The 17,944-nt window shown below is 70.6% G+C and carries 17 protein-coding genes and 2 pseudogenes; 13 read left to right on the forward strand and 6 right to left on the reverse strand.

Going from position 1 to position 17,944, the window contains the following annotated elements:
• Nucleotides 1–478 precede the first annotated feature (478 nt).
• The 6 genes and pseudogenes from murJ (at nt 479) to PXH83_RS19065 (ending at nt 6,764) form a co-directional block, all read left to right on the forward strand.
• Nucleotides 479–2,398: a murein biosynthesis integral membrane protein MurJ gene (gene murJ / locus PXH83_RS19040; RefSeq protein WP_274561578.1), complete on the forward strand. Its 1,920-nt coding sequence runs from the start codon at nt 479–481 to the stop codon at nt 2,396–2,398.
• 112 nt (nt 2,399–2,510) lie between these two features.
• Nucleotides 2,511–3,194 carry a polysaccharide deacetylase family protein gene (locus PXH83_RS19045; RefSeq protein WP_274562906.1) on the forward strand — a complete coding sequence of 228 codons (684 nt, stop codon included), beginning with the start codon at nt 2,511–2,513 and terminating at the stop codon, nt 3,192–3,194.
• A pseudogene (locus PXH83_RS19050) lies at nt 3,191–3,988 on the forward strand (glycosyltransferase); the annotation flags it as partial. The gene PXH83_RS19045 and the pseudogene PXH83_RS19050, both read left to right, overlap by 4 nt.
• Before the next feature lie 489 nt (nt 3,989–4,477).
• A pseudogene (locus PXH83_RS19055) lies at nt 4,478–4,858 on the forward strand (glycosyltransferase); the annotation flags it as partial.
• On the forward strand, nt 4,855–5,574 hold the full coding sequence (locus PXH83_RS19060) for a YveK family protein (RefSeq protein ID WP_274561579.1): 720 nt from the start codon (nt 4,855–4,857) through the stop codon (nt 5,572–5,574). The pseudogene PXH83_RS19055 and the gene PXH83_RS19060, both read left to right, overlap by 4 nt.
• Nucleotides 5,571–6,764 carry a GNAT family N-acetyltransferase gene (locus PXH83_RS19065; RefSeq protein ID WP_420803186.1) on the forward strand — a complete coding sequence of 398 codons (1,194 nt, stop codon included), beginning with the start codon at nt 5,571–5,573 and terminating at the stop codon, nt 6,762–6,764. Before PXH83_RS19060 ends, PXH83_RS19065 begins: the two co-directional genes overlap by 4 nt.
• On the opposite strand, the gene PXH83_RS19070 is transcribed toward PXH83_RS19065, so the two are convergent.
• A complete protein-coding gene (locus PXH83_RS19070) occupies nt 6,709–7,935 on the reverse strand; it encodes a glycoside hydrolase family 26 protein (RefSeq protein WP_274561581.1) in 1,227 nt (408 codons plus the stop codon). The genes PXH83_RS19065 and PXH83_RS19070 overlap by 56 nt on opposite strands.
• Before the next feature lie 278 nt (nt 7,936–8,213).
• Nucleotides 8,214–9,500, reverse strand: a complete 1,287-nt coding sequence (locus PXH83_RS19075; protein WP_274562907.1) for a cytochrome P450 — start codon at nt 9,498–9,500, stop codon at nt 8,214–8,216.
• Nucleotides 9,501–9,708: 208 nt separating this feature from the next.
• On the opposite strand from PXH83_RS19075, the gene PXH83_RS19080 reads away from it, so the two are divergent.
• Genes PXH83_RS19080 through PXH83_RS19090 form a run of 3 tightly spaced genes read left to right on the forward strand, consistent with a single transcriptional unit; the run spans nt 9,709 to nt 11,365 of the window.
• Entirely contained in the window at nt 9,709–9,909 is a 201-nt protein-coding gene (locus PXH83_RS19080; RefSeq protein WP_274561582.1) for a hypothetical protein, read from the forward strand.
• Between the two features lie 52 nt (nt 9,910–9,961).
• Nucleotides 9,962–10,483, forward strand: coding sequence for a tyrosinase family oxidase copper chaperone (locus PXH83_RS19085; RefSeq protein ID WP_274561583.1), 522 nt, complete (start codon nt 9,962–9,964; stop codon nt 10,481–10,483).
• 18 nt (nt 10,484–10,501) lie between these two features.
• Nucleotides 10,502–11,365, forward strand: a complete 864-nt coding sequence (locus tag PXH83_RS19090) for a tyrosinase family protein (protein WP_274561584.1) — start codon at nt 10,502–10,504, stop codon at nt 11,363–11,365.
• Here the strand turns inward: PXH83_RS19090 and PXH83_RS19095 are convergent.
• Nucleotides 11,362–12,378: a sigma-70 family RNA polymerase sigma factor gene (locus PXH83_RS19095; RefSeq protein WP_274561585.1), complete on the reverse strand. Its 1,017-nt coding sequence runs from the start codon at nt 12,376–12,378 to the stop codon at nt 11,362–11,364. The genes PXH83_RS19090 and PXH83_RS19095 overlap by 4 nt on opposite strands.
• A gap of 83 nt (nt 12,379–12,461) precedes the next feature.
• Nucleotides 12,462–13,769: an MFS transporter gene (locus PXH83_RS19100; RefSeq protein ID WP_274561586.1), complete on the reverse strand. Its 1,308-nt coding sequence runs from the start codon at nt 13,767–13,769 to the stop codon at nt 12,462–12,464.
• A 62-nt stretch (nt 13,770–13,831) separates the two neighbouring features.
• Here PXH83_RS19100 and PXH83_RS19105 point away from each other — a divergent pair, with 62 nt between their 5' ends.
• Nucleotides 13,832–14,785, forward strand: coding sequence for a LysR family transcriptional regulator (locus tag PXH83_RS19105; protein WP_274561587.1), 954 nt, complete (start codon nt 13,832–13,834; stop codon nt 14,783–14,785).
• A gap of 47 nt (nt 14,786–14,832) precedes the next feature.
• Entirely contained in the window at nt 14,833–15,105 is a 273-nt protein-coding gene (locus PXH83_RS19110; RefSeq protein WP_274561588.1) for a hypothetical protein, read from the forward strand.
• A 16-nt stretch (nt 15,106–15,121) separates the two neighbouring features.
• Here PXH83_RS19110 and PXH83_RS19115 read toward each other — a convergent pair whose 3' ends face one another.
• The gene (locus PXH83_RS19115) at nt 15,122–15,907 is read right to left on the reverse strand and encodes an alpha/beta hydrolase (protein ID WP_274561589.1); all 786 of its coding nucleotides are present in this window, start codon (nt 15,905–15,907) and stop codon (nt 15,122–15,124) included.
• Nucleotides 15,908–16,010: 103 nt separating this feature from the next.
• Between PXH83_RS19115 and PXH83_RS19120 the strand changes: the two genes are divergently transcribed.
• Nucleotides 16,011–17,165 (forward strand): adenosine deaminase, encoded by a 1,155-nt coding sequence (locus tag PXH83_RS19120; protein WP_274561590.1) that lies wholly within the window; start codon nt 16,011–16,013, stop codon nt 17,163–17,165.
• A 125-nt stretch (nt 17,166–17,290) separates the two neighbouring features.
• The gene (locus PXH83_RS19125; RefSeq protein ID WP_274561591.1) at nt 17,291–17,602 is read left to right on the forward strand and encodes an ATP-binding protein; all 312 of its coding nucleotides are present in this window, start codon (nt 17,291–17,293) and stop codon (nt 17,600–17,602) included.
• A gap of 103 nt (nt 17,603–17,705) precedes the next feature.
• Here the strand turns inward: PXH83_RS19125 and PXH83_RS19130 are convergent, their stop codons facing one another.
• On the reverse strand, nt 17,706–17,906 hold the full coding sequence (locus tag PXH83_RS19130; RefSeq protein WP_214921284.1) for a PspC domain-containing protein: 201 nt from the start codon (nt 17,904–17,906) through the stop codon (nt 17,706–17,708).
• Between the last annotated feature and the right edge of the window lie 38 nt (nt 17,907–17,944).

Raw genomic sequence — 17,944 nt, forward strand, 5'->3', positions numbered from 1 at the left:
CGGCAAGGTGCTGTGCGCAGTCCAGGACGAGCCGCGCGTTTCGCAGGCGGAGGTGCCGGACGTAGAACACAGCGCACCAGCACAGGCACCCATTCGCCCCCCGAGGAGACGCCCCAGCGCGGCACTGCCCCCCGGCACGACGTCCGTGCCCACCACGTTCCCGCGAAGCGCACAGCCTTCGGAGGCCACGACGCGGGGCACAGCGTTCCGTCGAACGGGCCAGGACGAGCCCCACGCCGTTGCGGACACGGAGCCGCCGGGAGGGGACGTGCAGGGGCGCTCCCCGCAGGGTGTCGAACACAGTTTGGGCGGCGTACAAACACACCCCCCCGCCCGTTCGGCACCCGAGGAGACGCCCCAGCGCGGCACCGCCCCCGAAGCCACCGCGCCGCGCCCCGCCCGGCGGACGGAGTCCGGCGCAGCCGCACGAAGCCCGAGAGGCCCCCAGGGGCCGAACGGCGCGAGCGCGGCATCCGGAATGGGTTCGCCCCGGCGCGGCACCGCCCCCGAAGCCACCGCGGCGGCGCCCGCCACGCCCCCGCGAAAGACATCGCGTACCGCACCACACTCAGGCGCCGCGTCTGCGCCCGCCACGCCCCCGCCAAGCGCACCGCGTACCGCACCCGCACCACGCACCAAACCCACCACCCCCGCTCCGCCGAAGCTGGGGCGGTTTCTGGTCCAGGCCGCCGCGGTAACCGCCGGGCTGACCGCAGTAGGGGCGCTGCTCGGGCTCCTGCGGGATCAGGCGATCGCCCACCTCTTCGGCGCCAGCCTCGACAGCGACGCCTTCCTGATCGCCTGGACGGTGCCCGAGATGGCGTCCACGCTCCTCATCGAGGATGCGATGGCGCTGCTGCTCGTCCCCGCCTTCAGCTACGCCCTCGCCCGCCGCGCAGCCAACCCCGCGCAGGCCGGCCGCGCCCCGTCGCAGGACCCCGTACGCGCGCTGGTCGCCGCCAGCCTTCCCCGGCTGTTCGCCCTGCTGGCCTGCGCCGCCGGGCTGTTGATCCTGGGTGCGCCCTTGGTCGTACGGGCCCTCGCGCCGGGGTTCAGCGACCCCCGGCTGGCCGTGGACTGCACGCGCCTGACGGCGGTGACCGTAGTCACCTTCGGCATCACCGGATACTTCAGCGCCGCCCTTCGCGCGCACGGCAAGTTCGTCCCGCCGGCCGGCGTCTACGCCGCGTACAACGTCGGGATCATCGGCACGATGCTGGCCCTCCACTCCCTGTGGGGGGTGCGCGCCGCCGCGGCCGGGGTCGCCGTGGGCAGCCTGCTGATGATCCTGACCCAACTGCCCACCTTCGTCCGCCTCGTGCGGCTGAAGCACCGCCGAAGCGCCTTCCGCGACCTCCGCGCCTTCCGCGACCTCCGCGCCTTCCGCGACCTCTGCGACCTCCGCCACCTCCGCGCCTTCCGCGACCTCCGCGCCTTCTGCCACATCCTGGACCTCCGCCACCTCCGCGCCTTCCGCCACCTCCTGGACCTCCGCCGCCTCGGCCGCCCGCGCCGCCCCCGCCGGACCACCTCCGCCCCTCTGCTCGGGGCCGCCGTCCTCGCCCCGGTCGTGCTCTTCGCGCTCAGCCGCCAGTCGCAGGTCCTCGTGGAGCGCTTCCTCGCCTCCTCGCTGCCCGCCGGCGCCATCTCCCATCTGAACTACGCGCAGAAGGTCGCGCAGATGCCGATGACGCTGTCGCTCATGATCTGTACGGTGACCTTCCCGGTCGTCGCCCAGGCGATGGCCGACGGCGACCGGGAAAGGGCCCGCCGCAGGGTCGAACGCGATCTGGCCCTGGCCGGCGCGGTCGTCCTGCTCGGGACCGCCCTCGTCCTGGGATACGCGCCCCAGATCATCGAAGTCCTCTTCGAGCGGGGCGCGTTCGACGCGCAGGACACCACGACGACCGCCACCGTGATGCGGGTCTACGCCGCCGGGCTGCTCGGCCACTGCCTGGTCGGCGCCCTGAGCAGGCCGTTCTTCTCCACGGGACGGCCCACTTGGTACCCGGCCGCCGCGATGGCCACCGGACTCCTGGTCACCGTGGCCGTCGGCGCGGCCGCGGTCGGCCGCTTCGGCGTCCACGGCATCGCGGCGGCCAACGCCGTCGGCATCAGCGCGACGGCACTGCTGCTGCTCAGCGGTCTCGGTTCGCGTGTGGTCTCCATCCAGGTGCGGTCCGTCAGCGCCGCGCTCGGCCGGCTGACCGCGGCGGCGGCAGTGGCGGCCGCGGTGGGCTGGACGACCGGCCCGCTGATCGCCGACCCCCTGCTGAGCGTGGCCGCCGGCTGCCTCCTCGTTCCTACCGCATTCGTCCTCACCGGAGTCGCCGTAAGAGCTCCAGAGGTCGTTCAAGCGCTGGCCCTCATCCGACAGAGGTTCCGTCATGGCTCCTGAAACGGCGACCAGTAGCGCCGCACTCCCCAACCCCAACGCCAAGCCCAACACCAAGCCCCAGCCCCGCCCCGCCAAGGCCCGCCCTCCGGAGATCGCCCCGCCGTGGATCCTGATGTACCACTCGGTGGGCGACCCGACGGACGACCCGTACGGCATCACCGTCGCCCGGGACCGGCTCGACCACCAGCTGGCCTGGCTGCGCCGCCGAAGACTCACCGGCGTCGACGTCGGTACGCTCCTGCGCGCCCACGCGACCGGCCGCTCCCGGGGCCTGGTCGGCCTCACCTTCGACGACGGTTACGCCGACTTCCTCCACGAGGCACTGCCGGTGCTGCGGCGGCACGACTGCACGGCGACCGTGTTCGTCCTGCCGGGCCGCCTCGGCGGCTCCAACGAGTGGGACCCGCTGGGCCCCCGCAAGCCGCTGCTGACGGGGGACGAGATCAGGACGGTCGCCGAGTCCGGCATGCAGATCGGATCGCACGGCCTGTACCACCAGTCCCTGACCGAGGCCTCCGACGACGTACTGCGCCAGGAGACTCACCACAGCCGGGAGTTGATCCGCGACCTCACGGGCACCGCCCCGGACACCTTCTGCTATCCGTACGGCACCGTCGACCGGCGGGCGGCCGACGCGGTGCGCGACGCCGGCTATACGTACGGCTTCGCCATCGACCCCGGCCCGCTGCTCGGCCCGTACGCCCTGCCCCGTACGCACATCAGTCACGCCGACCGGAGCGTCCGCCTCGGCGTGAAGCATCTGCGGCACCGCTTCGCCCGCCGGACCGCCAGGTGAAGGCGCTGCACATCATCACGGGTCTCGGCGTCGGAGGCGCCGAACAGCAGTTGAGGCTGCTGCTGCGGCATCTCCCACTGGCTTGCGACGTGGTGACGCTGACGAATCCGGGGGCGGTGGCGGAAGGGCTGCGCGCGGACGGCGTCCGGGTCACGCACCTCGGGATGAGCGGCAACCGTGACGTGACGGCGCTGCCGCGCCTGACCCGGCTGATCCGGCGGGGACGGTACGACCTCGTGCACACGCACCTGTACCGCGCGTGCGTCTACGGACGGATCGCCGCGAAGCTGGCCGGGGTCCGGGCGACCGTCGCGACCGAGCACTCCCTGGGCGAGGCGGAGATCGAGGGCCGCCCGCTGACGCCGGGCACGCGCGCGCTGTACCTCGGCACCGAACGCCTCGGCTCGGCGACCGTCGCCGTCTCCGCCACGGTCGCCGCCCGCCTGCGCGACTGGGGCGTGCCGGCGGAGCGAATCCACGTCGTACCGAACGGAATCGACGCGGCCAGCTTTCGCTACGACCCCGAGCTCCGCCGCTCCACCCGCACGCAACTGGGCATCCCCGCCGACGCCTTCGTGGTGGGCGGCGTGGGCCGACTGGTCCCCGGAAAGCGCTTCGACGTACTGGTACGCGCGGTGGCGGCCCTGCCCGACGCATGGCTGCTCCTGGCAGGCGAGGGCCCGGAAGGCCCCGCGCTGAGAACGCTGGCGACCCGGCTGGGAGCGGCACACAGGATCCGCTTCCTGGGCGAATGCGAGGCGGGGGAGGGGGCGAGTCCCGACGACGCGCCGGCCGGCCGTACGGGCGACGCATGTGCAGGCGAATCCGGCGTCAGCCCTCCTGCGGCCCGTACACGCGCCGCCGGAATCCGGGGCAGCGGCATCCGCATGGCCACGAGCACCGTGCCAGGCAGCCGCACGCCCGACAGGGGAGCCCCGTACAGCCACACCGGCGTCGCACCCGGCCCGGCGGCGGCCGACGGTATTCGCACCGGCGCAGCCCCCGACAGCAGTGCCGTCCGCAGTCGTACGCCCGACAGGGCCACCCCCGTCGCACCCGGCCCGGCAGCGGCCGACGGTATTCGCACCGGCGCAGCCCCCGACAGCAGTGCCGTCCGCAGTCTTACGCCCGACAGGGCCACCCCCGTCGCACCCGGCCCGGCAGCGGCCGACGGTACGCGGACCGACGCCGCCCGGTGCAGCGGCTGTTCCGACGCAGCGGCCTCCGCCCCCAGCCGCAGTGCCCCCCGCAGCGGCATTCCCCGCGCGACCCGCCCGCACCCCCCGTCCCCCCGCATCCCCGCGCTTCTCTCCGCGATGGACGCCTTCGTCTCCACGTCCCGCGAAGAGGCGTTCGGGCTGGCCGTCGTGGAGGCGCTGGCCGCCGGGCTGCCCGTACTGCACAGTGCCTGCCCCGCCATCGATGACCTCCCCGCCGGTCAGTCGCCGGGAGCCCGGCGTATCGGCAGCGATGCCGGCGAACTGACGGCGGCCCTCCAGCAGCAGCGGCAGCAGATGCGGACGGAGGGTGTCGTACGCCGGTTTTCGCCGCCCCCCGTCGTCAGCCACTACGACATCGCGCGCAGCAGCGAACGCCTCATGGAGGTCTACGCGCACGCCCTCGCCAGCACGACCACCCCCTCAACCAAGGGAGCATGCCAATGACCGAGTCGCCCGAGCAGCAGCCCGCCGCCGCCCCCGGACGGATCAGCCGGCTCCTCGCGAGGATCACCCCCCAGCCCCGGCCTCTGCCCCTCTGGTGGCCCCTGCCCCTGTGCGCAGTCCTCGGCACGGCGTGCGGTGTTTCGTACGGCGTCCTCAAGGCGCCCGAGTACGCCGCCACCAGCTACGTCGTCGCCGTGCCCGCCCAGAACGCCGAGCCCGGCTCGGCCCTCGGGTACGCCCAGGCCTACGGCCGTATCGCCACCAGCGACTCGACCATCGCCTACGCGAGCGTCGCCGCAGGAGTACCGGACACCCGCACCCTCCGTACGCACGTACAGACCGAGACCTCCCCCGACTCGCCGATGATCGCCATCACCGGCACATCCACCAAGCCGAGCCAGGCGGCGCGCATCGCCAACGCCGTCGCCGACGCCGTCTACCTGAGCAGCAATCACATCTCCAAGAACACCGGAGTAAAGCTGCTGGTCTTCTCCCAGGCCATCACCCCGACGGAGCCGGCCTCCCCGTCCGTCCCGATCGGCGCGGCCGTGGGCACCTGCGCCGGCGGCCTCATCGGCGGCCTTGTCCTCCTCGTACGGCCGCGCCGCACACACCGCACGCGCCGCACCGCACCGGCCTCGGTACCTGCCCCGGCCCAAGGCCAGGCCCAACACCACGAACACAACAACGCCTCCTCCGAGCGGGAGCTGGTGTGATGGCCGCACGACAGGAAGGGCTCGCCGTCACGCTGTGCCGTGACCCCCGGCGCTTCGCCGATCTCCAGGCGGAGTGGGACGCGCTGCACCGCCGCTGCGCCACCGCCACGCCGTTCCAGAGCCACGCCTGGCTGCACTCGTGGTGGCTGTCCTACGGGACGAACGGGCTGCTGCGCGTCGTACTGGCCCGCCGGAACGGGCGCCTGATCGGCGCGGCGCCGCTGATGCTCGTACACCGCCCGATGCCGCTGCTCGTACCCATGGGCGGCGCGATCTCCGACTTCTTCGACGTCCTCGTGGACGACGAGGACGCGAAGAGCGCGATCATCGCCCTGGAACGCGGCCTGGACCGCGCCGCCCGGCAGGCGGTGATCGACCTCCGGGAGGTACGGCCGGGCGCGGCCGCCGAGCTGCTGTACGACACCTGGGCCGGAGCGCGGCGCCGCCTCACCGACTCGGTCTGCTTGGAGCTCCCGGCCGAGCCCATCGACGAGCTCGTCAAGCGGATGCAGACGAACCGGGCCCAGCGCGTACGGGCCAAGCTGCGCCACATCGATGCGCTGAAGATCGAGAGCCATGCTGTGCGGGAAGCCGAAGTGCCCGGCGCCGTCGCCAATCTGCTGCGGTTGCACAGGCTTCAGTGGCGGGGCCGTGGCGTCAACGTCGAGCACCTCCGGCCGCGCTTCGCCGAGCACCTGGTGCGCGCCACCCGGCGGATGCTGCGGGACGGCGACGCCGCGGTCACGGAGTTCCGGCTGGCCGGGGATGTGGTGGCCGTCAGCATGACGCTCCAGTCGGGCCGGCTGACCGGCGGCTACCTGTACGGCGCCGACCCGGGGCTCAGGGAGAAGAAGGTTGACGTGTCGACGATGCTGCTGCGCCAGGAGGCGCACCTGGCTGTCTGTACGGGCCGCAGCGTGCTGAGCCTGCTGCGGGGCTCGGAGCCGTACAAGAACCAGTGGCGGCCGGAGACGGTCACCAATCAGCGCCTGCTGCTGGCCCGCTCCGGCCTCGAACCCCTGATGCGTCTGCGCCGGTTGCAAGTTACCGCGCGCGACCGGGTCGCCGAGAGCGTGACCACTTGGTTCCCGGCCGCGCGCCACTGGCGTGGCCGCCTGAACGACCTGCGGGCGGCTACTGGGACGGGGAGGGCCGGCCGGCCGGCGAGCGGAGCTTCACGCAGAACTTGAAGTCCTCCACCCACTGGTTGAGCCACTCGTCGAGCTTCACGGGCACGCACCACTCGTCGGAGTTCGGCTTGTGCCCGGGCTTGTCCGGCTTGGGCTTCTCCGGCTTCGTCCCGGGGGGTACGGGCAGAGTCGGCGTGGGCGGAGGAGTCGGTGTCGGAGAGGCGAACAGCTTCGAGCGGAACACCTCCGACGACTCGGGGTTCTCGTCGCACTGCCAGACGCCGTGCGGACAGTAGTCCGTGATCGTCTGGTAGAGCGGCTTGTGCCGGTCGATCCAGTCGAGCATGCGGCGCATGTACTCGGGGTTGTCACCGTTGCGGAAGAGCCCCCACTCCGGATACGAGATCGCCTTGTGGTGCTCGGCGGCGAAGTCGACCTGCTTCTGCAGCCCGTACGGATCGTTCACATGGTCGTCGAAGTTCTGACCGGGAGGCTGGTCGTACGAGTCCATGCCGATGATGTCCACGACATCGTCGCCCGGATAGCAGTCGGTCCAGGGCACCGCGTCCAGCCCCCGGTTCGGAGCGAAGTCGAAGCGGAACTTCTGGCCGGGAACAGACCGCATGGTCGTGACGATGCGCTTCCAGTACGCCTTCCACGCCTTGGGGTCCGGCCCGCAGCGGTGCGTGTACGTCGTGCCGTTCATCTCCCAGCCGAGGACGATCACCGTGTCCGGCACGCCCAGATCCACCAGGCGAGTGGCCAGTGTCCGGTAGTGGTGGTCGAAGGTGCCCTCGGCGCCCGACTGCAGCAGCTCGCGGACTTCGTCGTCGGAGACGCGGGCCTCGTTCCGCTCCATCATGGGCACATTGAGTACGAACATCCGGTCGTCCGCACCGCGTCGCCAGTCCGCCCACGCGTCCAGGAATCCGGGGAGGCCTTCGATGTTCGACCAGAGGTCGCCGGGCAGGTAGGTGTGACCCACCTTCACCTCCGTGCCGCCCAGCCAGCGCGACAGCTCGGCCATCCGCTCGATGCCGGCGGGTCCGTAGTCGAGGTACGCGCCGAAAGCGGGCTCGGGGCTGGCAGGGGGAGTGGGAACGGGAGTCGGGGGTGGCGGCTCGGGTTCGGCAGGCGTCGCGCGCGCCATACCGAGAACACCACCGGCAGCGAGGATGCTCACGACAACCGTCCCGATGCAGGTGCCGGTGAGACGGCGCCGTCTGGGCATGACTCCTCCTAGGACCTGTCGCTCGTACCGACCTGTACGACAGTAGGCAGGAAATCCTATTAATGAGTCGCCTGAATGCTCGTTAGTAGGCCATTGGCGACACAGAAGGCATCCATCGGGGCCATTCGGGTGAATCGTGGGCAGCTCACGGAGTAACAAAGACCATGCGGCGTCGTTGATCCCTGTGTCGCATGGAAGTGAGTTTTCGCAGCGGTGCAGCCCAAGGGAGGTCAGGCCTTGGGCTGCACCGTTTTGTGGCGGGGAGGGGCAGGTCCGGATCAGCCACCGGTTGAGAAAGTGAAGGGCAGCGAACGCACGCGGTTGTCGAAACTTGAGTCGACCAGGTCCGGGATTCCCACCGCCCGCAGATCGCGCGGCCTGGTGAGAAGCTCGTGGAACAGGGCCTTCATCTCCTGCCGCGCCAGATGTGCCCCCAGGCAGTAATGCGGCCCGCCCCCGCCGAATCCCAGATGCGGGTTCGGGTTCCGCGTGATGTCGAAAGCATCGGGATTCGCGAACACCGTTTCGTCGCGATTGGCCGATGTGTAGAAGAGCACCACCTTCTCGCCCGGAACGAACACCCGTCCGCCCAGAGCGCATTCGCCGACAACTTTCCGGCGGAACTGGATGATCGGCGTCGAATGACGGACGATCTCCTCCATCGCACCATCGGCGTACTTGTCGAATTCGGACACCAACAGGGCGCACTGCTCCGGGTGTTCGGTCAACAGCGTCAGCCCATGGGCCATCGCATTGCGCGTCGTCTCCACACCGGCGACCAGCAACAGCGAGAAGAAGGAACCGAGTTGGCGAGACGAGAGTGCCTGCCCGTCGACATCCGCGCACACCAGGGCCGAGATGAGATCGTCCGTGGGGTTACGGCGGCGCTCACGGGCGAGTTTCGCCATGACGAGCTGCATATGGGCCAGGGCGCGCAACCCGCGCCCCGGCACCCGCAATCTGGCGCGTACGCCGCGCTTCACGCCGGTGTTCTCGGACGCCTGGTCGACGCGGTGGGCGATCTCCGTGCGGTAGCGCTCGGGGACTCCCATCAGGTTGCAGATGACGTCGAACGACATGCGAGAAGCGACCGAAGCGACGAAGTCGGGGGGCCGCTGGGCGATCATCTCGTCCACGATGCGCCCGGCGACTTCCCGTACGTTCGCCTCCGCCGCGGCGAGCAGGCGCGGCGTAAAGGCGTGGGAGACGATGCGGCGCATCGTGGCATGCTCGGCGCCGTCCATGTTGACCATGGAATTCCCGAACACCGCCTTGGCCCATGCGGCCGGCTCCGGCGTGGTGACACCCGGAGCGCTCGCGAAATGCCGCGGCAGCCTGCTTGCCTCCCTTACGTCGGCGTACTTGACCAGCGCGTAGAAGCCCTTGCCCGCGCTGCGGGAGGAGCCCGGGCCCTCCCCGAAACGCATGGGGGTGTCGAGTCGGCGCAGCAGCGCGAAGGCCGCCAGACGCTCGGGGCGCGGCAACTGCCAGAACAGCGGGTCGGCGAGATCGACACCCCGCACCCGCCCAATGTGCCCCGCGGACGCCTGCACATGGATGTTCATTGCTTTCACCCTCCTGGATTCCGGACGGCCATGCTGGCCCAAGCCGAAACGGATTCTCCGCGCCGCATTGCTGCGGACGGGGGAACTTTGCACTGGTTCAGCCATCCGGCTCGTTCTTGCAGGGCGAAAGAGCATCCGTGAACCAGAGAGGGCGTACGTAGCAATGAAGTTGACCACCCGCGGTTCTGTAGCGGCACTCATGGCATGCATGGCGGCGGCTGTGGCCACCCCTGCCACCGCCGCCGAGTCGGCGCCCGCCGGCCAGCCGCTGACGAGCCGCCTGCTGCCCGACCACGCGTCGTTGCCCCCCGTGCCGTCCGCCAACTTGCTGCCGGACCACATCGTCGAGGCCCCCATGAAGAAGCCGCTCGGGGAGGGCTACCTGGGCACCGCTGCTGGCCTGGACTGAGTTGTAGCGTCGCGGTGTCGTTGTCAGCGCCGGACCGTCAGGGGTGTACGGCATGAGCCTGATCAAGCACAGCAGCGCCACGACCATGCGGCGACGGGGCTTTTCGACTCGCCGCACAGTGCTGCGCACGGTTTTCGCGATCGGCATGGTCGCCGGCACTGCCGGGGCGCTCGCGCCGATCCTCACCAAGGATCCGGAAGCCGGGCCCCGGTCGGGGCTCGGGGCCGGAGCGGGACCGGGGGCCGGCGCGGGCCCGGCGAACGGATCGGATCCCGCGGCGGGGCCGGAGCTGGAGCGGTTCGCCGAGACGTACCGCGGCAGGCACATCCAGGGGACGGCGAGGAGGACCGGCGGCTCCGGCCGGTCCGGCCGTGCCAGAGCTGTCCCCGCGGTGCCGAGCGTCGAGGTCCTCATCGACGGTCGGCCACTGCATGTCATGAGGCGGGCCGACGGCAGCTATCTGAGCGTGGTGAACCATTACGAGTCCTTCCCGACGCTGCACGACGTCGCGCGCGCCGCGGTCGACGCCCTGGGCGACGCCCAGCTGTCGATGTCTCCCACGCACAGCCTCTGAACCGGGAGGGCAACACCGGTGTACACCCGAAAGAACCAGCGGAACCTCACCCGTACGGAGAAGAGACGCCTGGTCGACGCCATCCTGGAGCTCAAGCGCTCAGGACGGTACGACGAGTTCGTCAGGATCCACGGCCAGTACTACGTCACCGATGCCGAGGAACGGCAGCGGGCCGCCCATATGACCCCCTCCTTCTTCCCGTGGCACCGCAAATTCCTCCTGGAGTTCGAACGCGCGCTGCAGGCCGTCGATTCGGGGGTGTCCGTTCCGTACTGGGACTGGACGACGGACAACACCCCCGCCGCGTCGCTGTGGGCGGACGACTTCCTCGGGGGCGACGGCCGGACCGGCGACCGGAAGGTCATGACGGGGCCGTTCGCCCACGCCAACGGCAAGTGGAACATCGAGACGCGGGTCTCCGACAACCGCTTCCTCACCCGCAACTTCGGCAACGGCCCCGCCGACCCGCTCACGCTGCCCACCAAGGCGGACGTGGCCGAGGCGCTGCGCGACCCGCTGTACGACTCCGCGCCGTGGGACTCCACCGTCACCAGGGGCTTCCGCAACAAAATCGAGGGATGGGAGGGCAACGGGGGTGAAAGGTGGCTCAATCACAACCGGGTCCACCGCTGGGTCGGCGGCCTGATGCTGGGCGGCACCTCTCCCAACGATCCGGTCTTCTGGCTCCACCACGCCTTCATGGACCTGCTCTGGGACCGATGGCAGAAGGCCCACCCCAAGTCCGGCTACCTGCCGCGCAACAAGCTGCCGGCATCGGATCCCCAGGCAGGGCGCGTCTTCACCCTCAACGATCCGATGCCCCCGTGGAACGTGTCGCCCTCGACGCTCCTCGACCACTCGCGGCTGTACCGCTACGTCTAGGGGGTACCCCTACGTCTAGGGGGTATCCCCTGGCTTTCGAGGCGCTCCGGAAGGTCGAAGAGCGGGAACCAGCGCTTCGTGTCCAGGAACGACGTGATCCCGCTGACCCTGCCGTCCACGATCTCGATGACCATGAGCGCCCACGGGTCGAAGCTGCCGTCGCCCGACTGGCTCGGGTGGTAGTGGGCGAACGCGGGCGTGCCGTTCGCCACGACCGGGACCAGTTTCGAGCCCCGGCAGACCTCTCCGACGCCCAGCATCCAGCCGACGATGTTGTCGTGGCCCTGCAGCCACAGGTCGTACGGCGGCATGGACAGCGTCGCGTCCTCATGGAGCAGCGCCGTCAGGGCCGCCATGTCGTACCCCTCGAACGCCGCGACGTACCGTTCGAGGAGCTTGCGCTGCTCCTCGTCGAGCGGGTCGGCGGTGTCCGTCTCGCGCGAGCCGTGCTCGGCGATCGTTGCACGGGCCCGCTGCAGCGCGCTGTTGACCGAGGCGACGGTCGTGTCCAGCAGCTCCGCGACCTCGCTCGCCTTCCAGGCCAGCACCTCGCGCAGGATCAGCACCGCGCGCTGCTTCGGCGGCAGATGCTGCAGCGCGGCGACAAAGGCGAGCCGCACGGTTTCGCGGGAGACGGCGGTTTCCGCCGGGTCGGCCACCGAGGGCAGCACCCGGCCGTCCGGCACCGGCTCCAGCCAGGTCATCTCGGGGCGGGAATTCAGCGCGGCCTGCGCCACCGGCGTCGCGGCCGTGAGGTCCATGGGCCGCGCCCTGCGGTTGCCCGCGTTCAGCATGTCCAGGCATACGTTCGTCGCGATGCGGTAGAGCCAGGACCGCAGCGACGACCGGCCCTCGAACTTGTCGAAGCTGCGCCACGCCCGCACCATCGTGTCCTGCACGGCGTCGTCCGCCTCGAAGGCGGAGCCCAGCATCCGGTAGCAGTACCCGGTCAGCTCGACCCGGTGCTTCTCCAGCCGGGAATCCAGGTCCTGCGTCTCTACGACATCGCTCATCGAGTCCACCCCACTCGCCTTTGGCACCAGCCCTTCGGAAGTTACCGCAGGCCACTGACAATCGGAGTGAGAACGGGCTGTTCTCAGCTCTCAGCGAGCCGCCGCGTCTCAGCGAGCCGCCGCGCCGGCACCGGCCGCCGCCGCTCGACCCTGGCCGCCCGGGTCCCGTACAGCGTGATCGATACGACCCCGAGCACCGCGACCAGCCCGAGCAGCACCGTGCCCGCCCAGCCCCCGGCGTGGAAGGCGATCGCGCCGAGCGTGCCGCCCGCGCTGCTGCCCAGGTAGTACGCCGACTGGTAGAGCGCCGATGCCTGCGCCCGGCCCGTCTTCGCCGTACGGCTCACCGAGGACGACGCCACCGCGTGCCCCGCGAAGAACCCTGCGGTGATCAGGACCAGGCCGAGGAGCACCACGGCCAGCGCGTCCGAGAGGGACAGGAGTAGCCCCGCCGCGGTCGTCGACACCGCGAGATACAGCGCCCCGCGGCGGCCCGTGCGCGCCACCAGCTTTCCGGCCGCGGCGGAGGAGACCGTACCGACCAGGTAGACCAGGAAGACAGAGCCGACGACGCCCTGCGGGAGGCTGAACGGGGCCTCGACCAGCCGGTATCCGATCACCGTGTAGACCGCGCCGAAGACGGTCATGAACAGCGCGCCGATCGCATACAGCCGCATCAGCAGCGGGTCGGCCAGATGACCGCGGACCGTCTTCGCCAGCGCCCGGGGGTTCAGCGAACCGGGCGCGAAATGACGGGCCTTCGGCAGCATCAGCCGGAACACCACCACGCACACCACGGCCATCAGGCCGACGGCGGCGAGCGCCGCACGCCAGCCCCACAGCTGGGCCACCCAGCCGGTGACGATGCGGCCGCTCATCCCGCCGATCGAGTTGCCGGCGACGAACAGGCCGATCGCTGCGACCAGCGCCTTCGGCCGTACTTCCTCCGCGAGATACGCCATCGCAGAGGCCGGCAGACCGGCCAGCGCCGCACCCTGCACGGCGCGCAGCGCCACCAGCCACTCCAGGGAGGGCGCGAAGGGCACCAGCATTCCGACCACGACGGCGATCACCAGCGAGGCCGTCATCATCCGGGCGCGCCCGAAGCGCTCGGAGAGTGCGCTGAGGGGCAGTACGAAGAGGGCCAGCGCACCCGTCGCGGCCGAGACGGTCCAGCTGGCGGCGCTCGCGCTCACACCGAAGTCGCCGGAGATCAGCGGCAGCAGGGCCTGGGTGGAATAGAGGAGGGCGAACGTCGCCACTCCGGCGACGAAGAGCGCGAAGCTCATGCGGCGGTAGCCGGGGGCGGAAGGGGCGAGACGCGAGTCGGCGTCAATAACGGCGTCGGCGCCCACGTGGGTGGTGGACGCCTTGGTACTGGCAGGAGGCATGCATCGAACGTAGGCCGGGCGGCGTCATGCGTCCAATGCACAGAGCGGCAATAATCGTTCCCATGCTGCATAACCCGAGCTCACAGCAACGCCTGTCACCCAGCAGTTACGAAGAAGACATCCAGCAGGTACTCGCCCCGCGGCTCACGTACTTCGCGGCGGTCGCCCGCCACGAGCACGTCACGCGCGCGGCGCACGAACTCGGCGTACCGCAGTCGACTCTCTCGCGCGCCATGGTCAGGCTGGAAGAGGACCTGGGAGTCGCCCTGTTCGCGCGCAAGGGCCGCACCGTCTCGCTCACCCCGGCCGGCCGCACCTTCCTCACCACCGTCGAACGCGCACTGGCCGAGGTCGAGCGGGCGGCGGATTCCGTACGCGCCGACGCCGACCCGGCGACCGGCAAGGTCGCCTTCGGCTTTCTGCACACCATGGGCTCCGAGACCGTCCCGGGACTGATCCGCGCCTTCCGCGCCGATCATCCCCGCGTACGGTTCCAACTCGTCCAGAACTACGGCGAAGCGATGATCGAGCGCCTGCGCGCGGGCGACCTCGACCTCTGCCTGACCTCGCCGGTCCCCGACGCCCCCGATCTGGTGGCCCGGCGCCTCGACGAACAGCGGCTGCGCCTGGTGGTCCCCGACGACCACCGCCTCGCCACCCGCAAACGCGTCCGCCTGGCCGAGGCGGCGGACGAGACCTTCGTGACGCTGGAACCCGGTTACGGACTGCGCCGTATCACGGACGACCTGTGCGCCGAGGCGGGCTTCAAGCCGAAGGTGGCCTTCGAGGGCGAGGAGGCCGAGACCCTGCGCGGCCTGGTGGCGGCCGGACTCGGGGTGGCCCTGCTGCCACCGCCGGCGGTGGCCCGCCCGGGCGTCGTAGAGCTGACGGTGACGGCTCCCCGCGCGGTACGGGAGATCGGCGTCGCCTGGCTGGACGGCCACCCGGACACGCCTCCGGTGGCGGCCTTCAAGCAGTTCCTGCTGTCCCGCAGGGGCCGCCTGCTGCCGGAATGACCGCGCCGAGCGCGCGTCGCGGACCTGCCGGGCGCTAGCGTCGACCCATGTCGACTACTCCTCCTTCGCACCCGGACCGCTACACGGTGGAGATCAAGCCCCGCGCGGCCGACGCCGACGGCCACCCCAATCACGGAGCCACGCTGCGCACGGCGGTGGTGGAGGCGACGGGGAGGACGGGCGAGAGTGGCTACCCGCGCTATGAGGGGGAGGGGGTGCAGGCGGAGATCGACCCCGAGACTCGTACGGTCGAAGCGATCACCTTGGACGGCGAGGAGCTGCCGTACGGGTGGATGGCGGAGTTGTCGGGCGGAACGTGAGGGGCTTTCTGTTCCCCTACCGCTGCAGCGCCCGCCCGAAGCCCGCGGCCAGAGGCATCCGCAGCCCCAGCGGCGGCGGCGCCGCCAGCGCATCCGCCACCGGCCGCGCGTACCCGCGCCCGAACAGCGCCCCCAGCACAAAGTCGGACGCCAGCGCCAGTACCTCCGGCCGGTGCTGGCGCAGAGCGTGGCCGTCCGAGTGGACCTCGAAGCGGCACGTGTCGCGGTTGACCTTCTTGGCCCGCGCCGCGAGCCGGTACGACAGCTCCGGGTCCGTACGTTCGTCGTTGGTTCCGTGCACGATCAGCACATGCCGCCCCGCAAGCTGCTTCACCGGCTCCGGCTCCGCCGCGACGTCGTCCTCCGGCAGCCACGGCGCCACAGCCAGCACCGAGTTGACCGCCGGGTGCCCCGCCGCGTGCAGTGCGGCCCGGCCACCCATGTCGATCCCCGCGAGGCACACAGGTACGTCGCCGTAGCGCCGTACGACCTCGTCCGCCGCCCACTTCGCATCCGCGGCGAGCTGTGCGTCCGTCCCGTTCCAGCCCCGGCTGCGGTACCGCACGACGTGCGCGGCCAGCCCGTCCGTGCGCCCTGCCCCGGCCAGGCTCCGGGCCAGCGGAAGTGCGCCGGCGTAGGCGAAGGGGGACGGCTTGCGTGCCGAGAGGGACTCGCCCGCGGGAAGCAGCAGTACTACGGCGTTGACGCTGCCGTTGACGCTGCCCCTGCTCCTGTTGCCCCCGGCAGCCCCGTAAGCCCGTCCGAGGCGGGGCTCCGGAAGCGGGATTGCTTGCTGTGCCATGACAGAACAGTCTCAGAAGCCCAGGTGTACTCCACCCGTCCGCACGGTCACTGTTACGTATCGACAGGAGGCGATCTACGCGCGTAGGCATTAGAGTGCGCAGATGACGAGCGAGACCCCGAACACCCCGACCGCGGACCAGATCCGCCGCGCCCCGAAGGTGCTGCTCCACGACCACCTCGACGGTGGTCTGCGGCCCGGCACGATCATTGATCTCGCCCGCGAGGCGGGTTACGAGGCACTCCCGGAGACCGACGCCGACAAGCTCGGCATCTGGTTCCGCGAGGCGGCCGACTCCGGATCCCTGCCCCGCTATCTGGAGACCTTCGCGCACACCTGCGCCGTCATGCAGACGCGTGACGCGCTCATCCGCGTCGCCGCGGAGTGCGCCGAGGACCTCGCCGAGGACGGTGTCGTCTACGCCGAGATCCGGTACGCACCCGAGCAGCACCTCGAAAACGGCCTGACCCTCGAAGAGGTCGTCGAGGCCGTCAACGAGGGCTTCAGGGAGGGCGAGCGCCGCGCGAAGGCGAACGGCCACCGCATCCGCGTCGGCGCCCTGCTGACCGCCATGCGGCACGCCGCCCGCGCCCTCGAAATCGCCGAACTCGCCAACCGCTACCGCGACCAGGGCGTCACCGGCTTCGACATCGCGGGCGCCGAGGCGGGCTTCCCGCCCACCCGCCACCTCGACGCCTTCGAGTACCTCAAGCGCGAGAACAACCACTTCACGATCCACGCGGGCGAGGCCTTCGGCCTGCCGTCGATCTGGCAGGCCCTCCAGTGGTGCGGCGCCGACCGGCTCGGCCACGGTGTGCGCATCATCGACGACATCCAGGTCGCGGAGGACGGCAGCATCCAGCTGGGCCGCCTCGCCTCGTACGTGCGCGACAAGCGCATCCCGCTGGAGATGTGCCCCACGTCGAACCTCCAGACGGGCGCCGCGGACTCGTACGCCGCCCACCCGATCGGCCTGCTGCGCAAGCTGCACTTCCGGACCACGGTGAACACCGACAACCGGCTCATGAGCGGTACCAGCATGAGCCGCGAATTCGAGCACCTGGTCGATGCTTTCGGTTACACGCTCGACGACATGCAGTGGTTCACAGTCAATGCGATGAAGTCGGCATTCATTCCTTTCGACGAACGACTCGCCATGATCAATGACGTGATTAAGCCCGGATATGCCGAGCTGAAATCCGAATGGCTGTTCCGTCAGACCGCCACGACCAGCGGTTCTTCCTCGTTCGGAGGCTGATCGCACCTATAGTAAGGCGGCCGGGAAGGGCATTTCCTGGCCGCTTTTCTGTGTTTGCAGGCGGCATGATTGCCTGGCTAGCTTGCAGAGCCGCTCACAATCCCCGTCGCAAGGACATTTCTTCCATGAAGCAGTCTGCTGCCAAGACTCTCGGCGTCGCCGCCCTGGGTGCCGCCTTCGCCGCTGCCGCCGCCGGCAGCGCCACCGCCGCCCCGGCGGTCCCGGACGCGCCGTCCGCGCTGAACACGATGACCAGCACGGTGCCCGTCGGGACGGCGACCGCGCTTCTTCCCCCCGGCGCCGCCGAGGGCCTGGCGGCCGGTCAGGAGGGGCTCGGTCGGGGCCTCTCCCACCTTCCTGTGAATCTTCCTCTGAACGAGCGGGGTGGCGTCCTGGTCGGCGGCCTTCCCGTCGGGCTGCCCGTCGTCGGAGGCTGATTCACCGCACGTCACCCGTACACGGCATGCAGAAGGGGCGCCACCGGATTCCGGTGAGCGCCCCTCGGCGTCGGAGTGCGGGACTGCGTACGGACTACACGGACTACCAGGCGGTCGTCGCGGTCTTCTCGCCCGGCAGGAACACCCACAGCGCCAGGTACAGCAGGAACTGCGGGCCGGGCAGCAGGCACGAGACCAGGAAGATCACCCGCATCGTGCTCGCGGAGGTACCGAAGCGCCGTGCCAGCGCAGCGCACACTCCGCCGATCATTCGGCCGTTACGGGGGCGGACAAGGGCGGTCATGGCGGGCTCCTCGCGAGCTGGTCCGGGGGTCACTTCCG

Origin of the sequence: Streptomyces spiramyceticus, assembly GCF_028807635.1 — a bacterium.
Classification (GTDB): domain Bacteria; phylum Actinomycetota; class Actinomycetes; order Streptomycetales; family Streptomycetaceae; genus Streptomyces; species Streptomyces spiramyceticus.

Excerpts from the sequence above, each read along its gene's own strand:
- murJ (WP_274561578.1), top strand. The coding sequence starts at position 479 with ATGGGTTCGCCCCGGCGCGGCACCGCCCCCGAAGCCACCGCGGCGGCG.
- PXH83_RS19045 (WP_274562906.1), top strand. The coding sequence starts at position 2,511 with ATGTACCACTCGGTGGGCGACCCGACGGACGACCCGTACGGCATCACC.
- PXH83_RS19060 (WP_274561579.1), top strand. The coding sequence starts at position 4,855 with ATGACCGAGTCGCCCGAGCAGCAGCCCGCCGCCGCCCCCGGACGGATC.
- PXH83_RS19070 (WP_274561581.1), bottom strand. The coding sequence starts at position 7,935 with ATGCCCAGACGGCGCCGTCTCACCGGCACCTGCATCGGGACGGTTGTC.
- PXH83_RS19075 (WP_274562907.1), bottom strand. The coding sequence starts at position 9,500 with ATGAACATCCATGTGCAGGCGTCCGCGGGGCACATTGGGCGGGTGCGG.
- PXH83_RS19080 (WP_274561582.1), top strand. The coding sequence starts at position 9,709 with ATGGCGGCGGCTGTGGCCACCCCTGCCACCGCCGCCGAGTCGGCGCCC.
- PXH83_RS19085 (WP_274561583.1), top strand. The coding sequence starts at position 9,962 with ATGAGCCTGATCAAGCACAGCAGCGCCACGACCATGCGGCGACGGGGC.
- PXH83_RS19095 (WP_274561585.1), bottom strand. The coding sequence starts at position 12,378 with ATGAGCGATGTCGTAGAGACGCAGGACCTGGATTCCCGGCTGGAGAAG.
- PXH83_RS19100 (WP_274561586.1), bottom strand. The coding sequence starts at position 13,769 with ATGCCTCCTGCCAGTACCAAGGCGTCCACCACCCACGTGGGCGCCGAC.
- PXH83_RS19105 (WP_274561587.1), top strand. The coding sequence starts at position 13,832 with ATGCTGCATAACCCGAGCTCACAGCAACGCCTGTCACCCAGCAGTTAC.
- PXH83_RS19110 (WP_274561588.1), top strand. The coding sequence starts at position 14,833 with ATGTCGACTACTCCTCCTTCGCACCCGGACCGCTACACGGTGGAGATC.
- PXH83_RS19115 (WP_274561589.1), bottom strand. The coding sequence starts at position 15,907 with ATGGCACAGCAAGCAATCCCGCTTCCGGAGCCCCGCCTCGGACGGGCT.
- PXH83_RS19120 (WP_274561590.1), top strand. The coding sequence starts at position 16,011 with ATGACGAGCGAGACCCCGAACACCCCGACCGCGGACCAGATCCGCCGC.
- PXH83_RS19125 (WP_274561591.1), top strand. The coding sequence starts at position 17,291 with ATGAAGCAGTCTGCTGCCAAGACTCTCGGCGTCGCCGCCCTGGGTGCC.
- PXH83_RS19130 (WP_214921284.1), bottom strand. The coding sequence starts at position 17,906 with ATGACCGCCCTTGTCCGCCCCCGTAACGGCCGAATGATCGGCGGAGTG.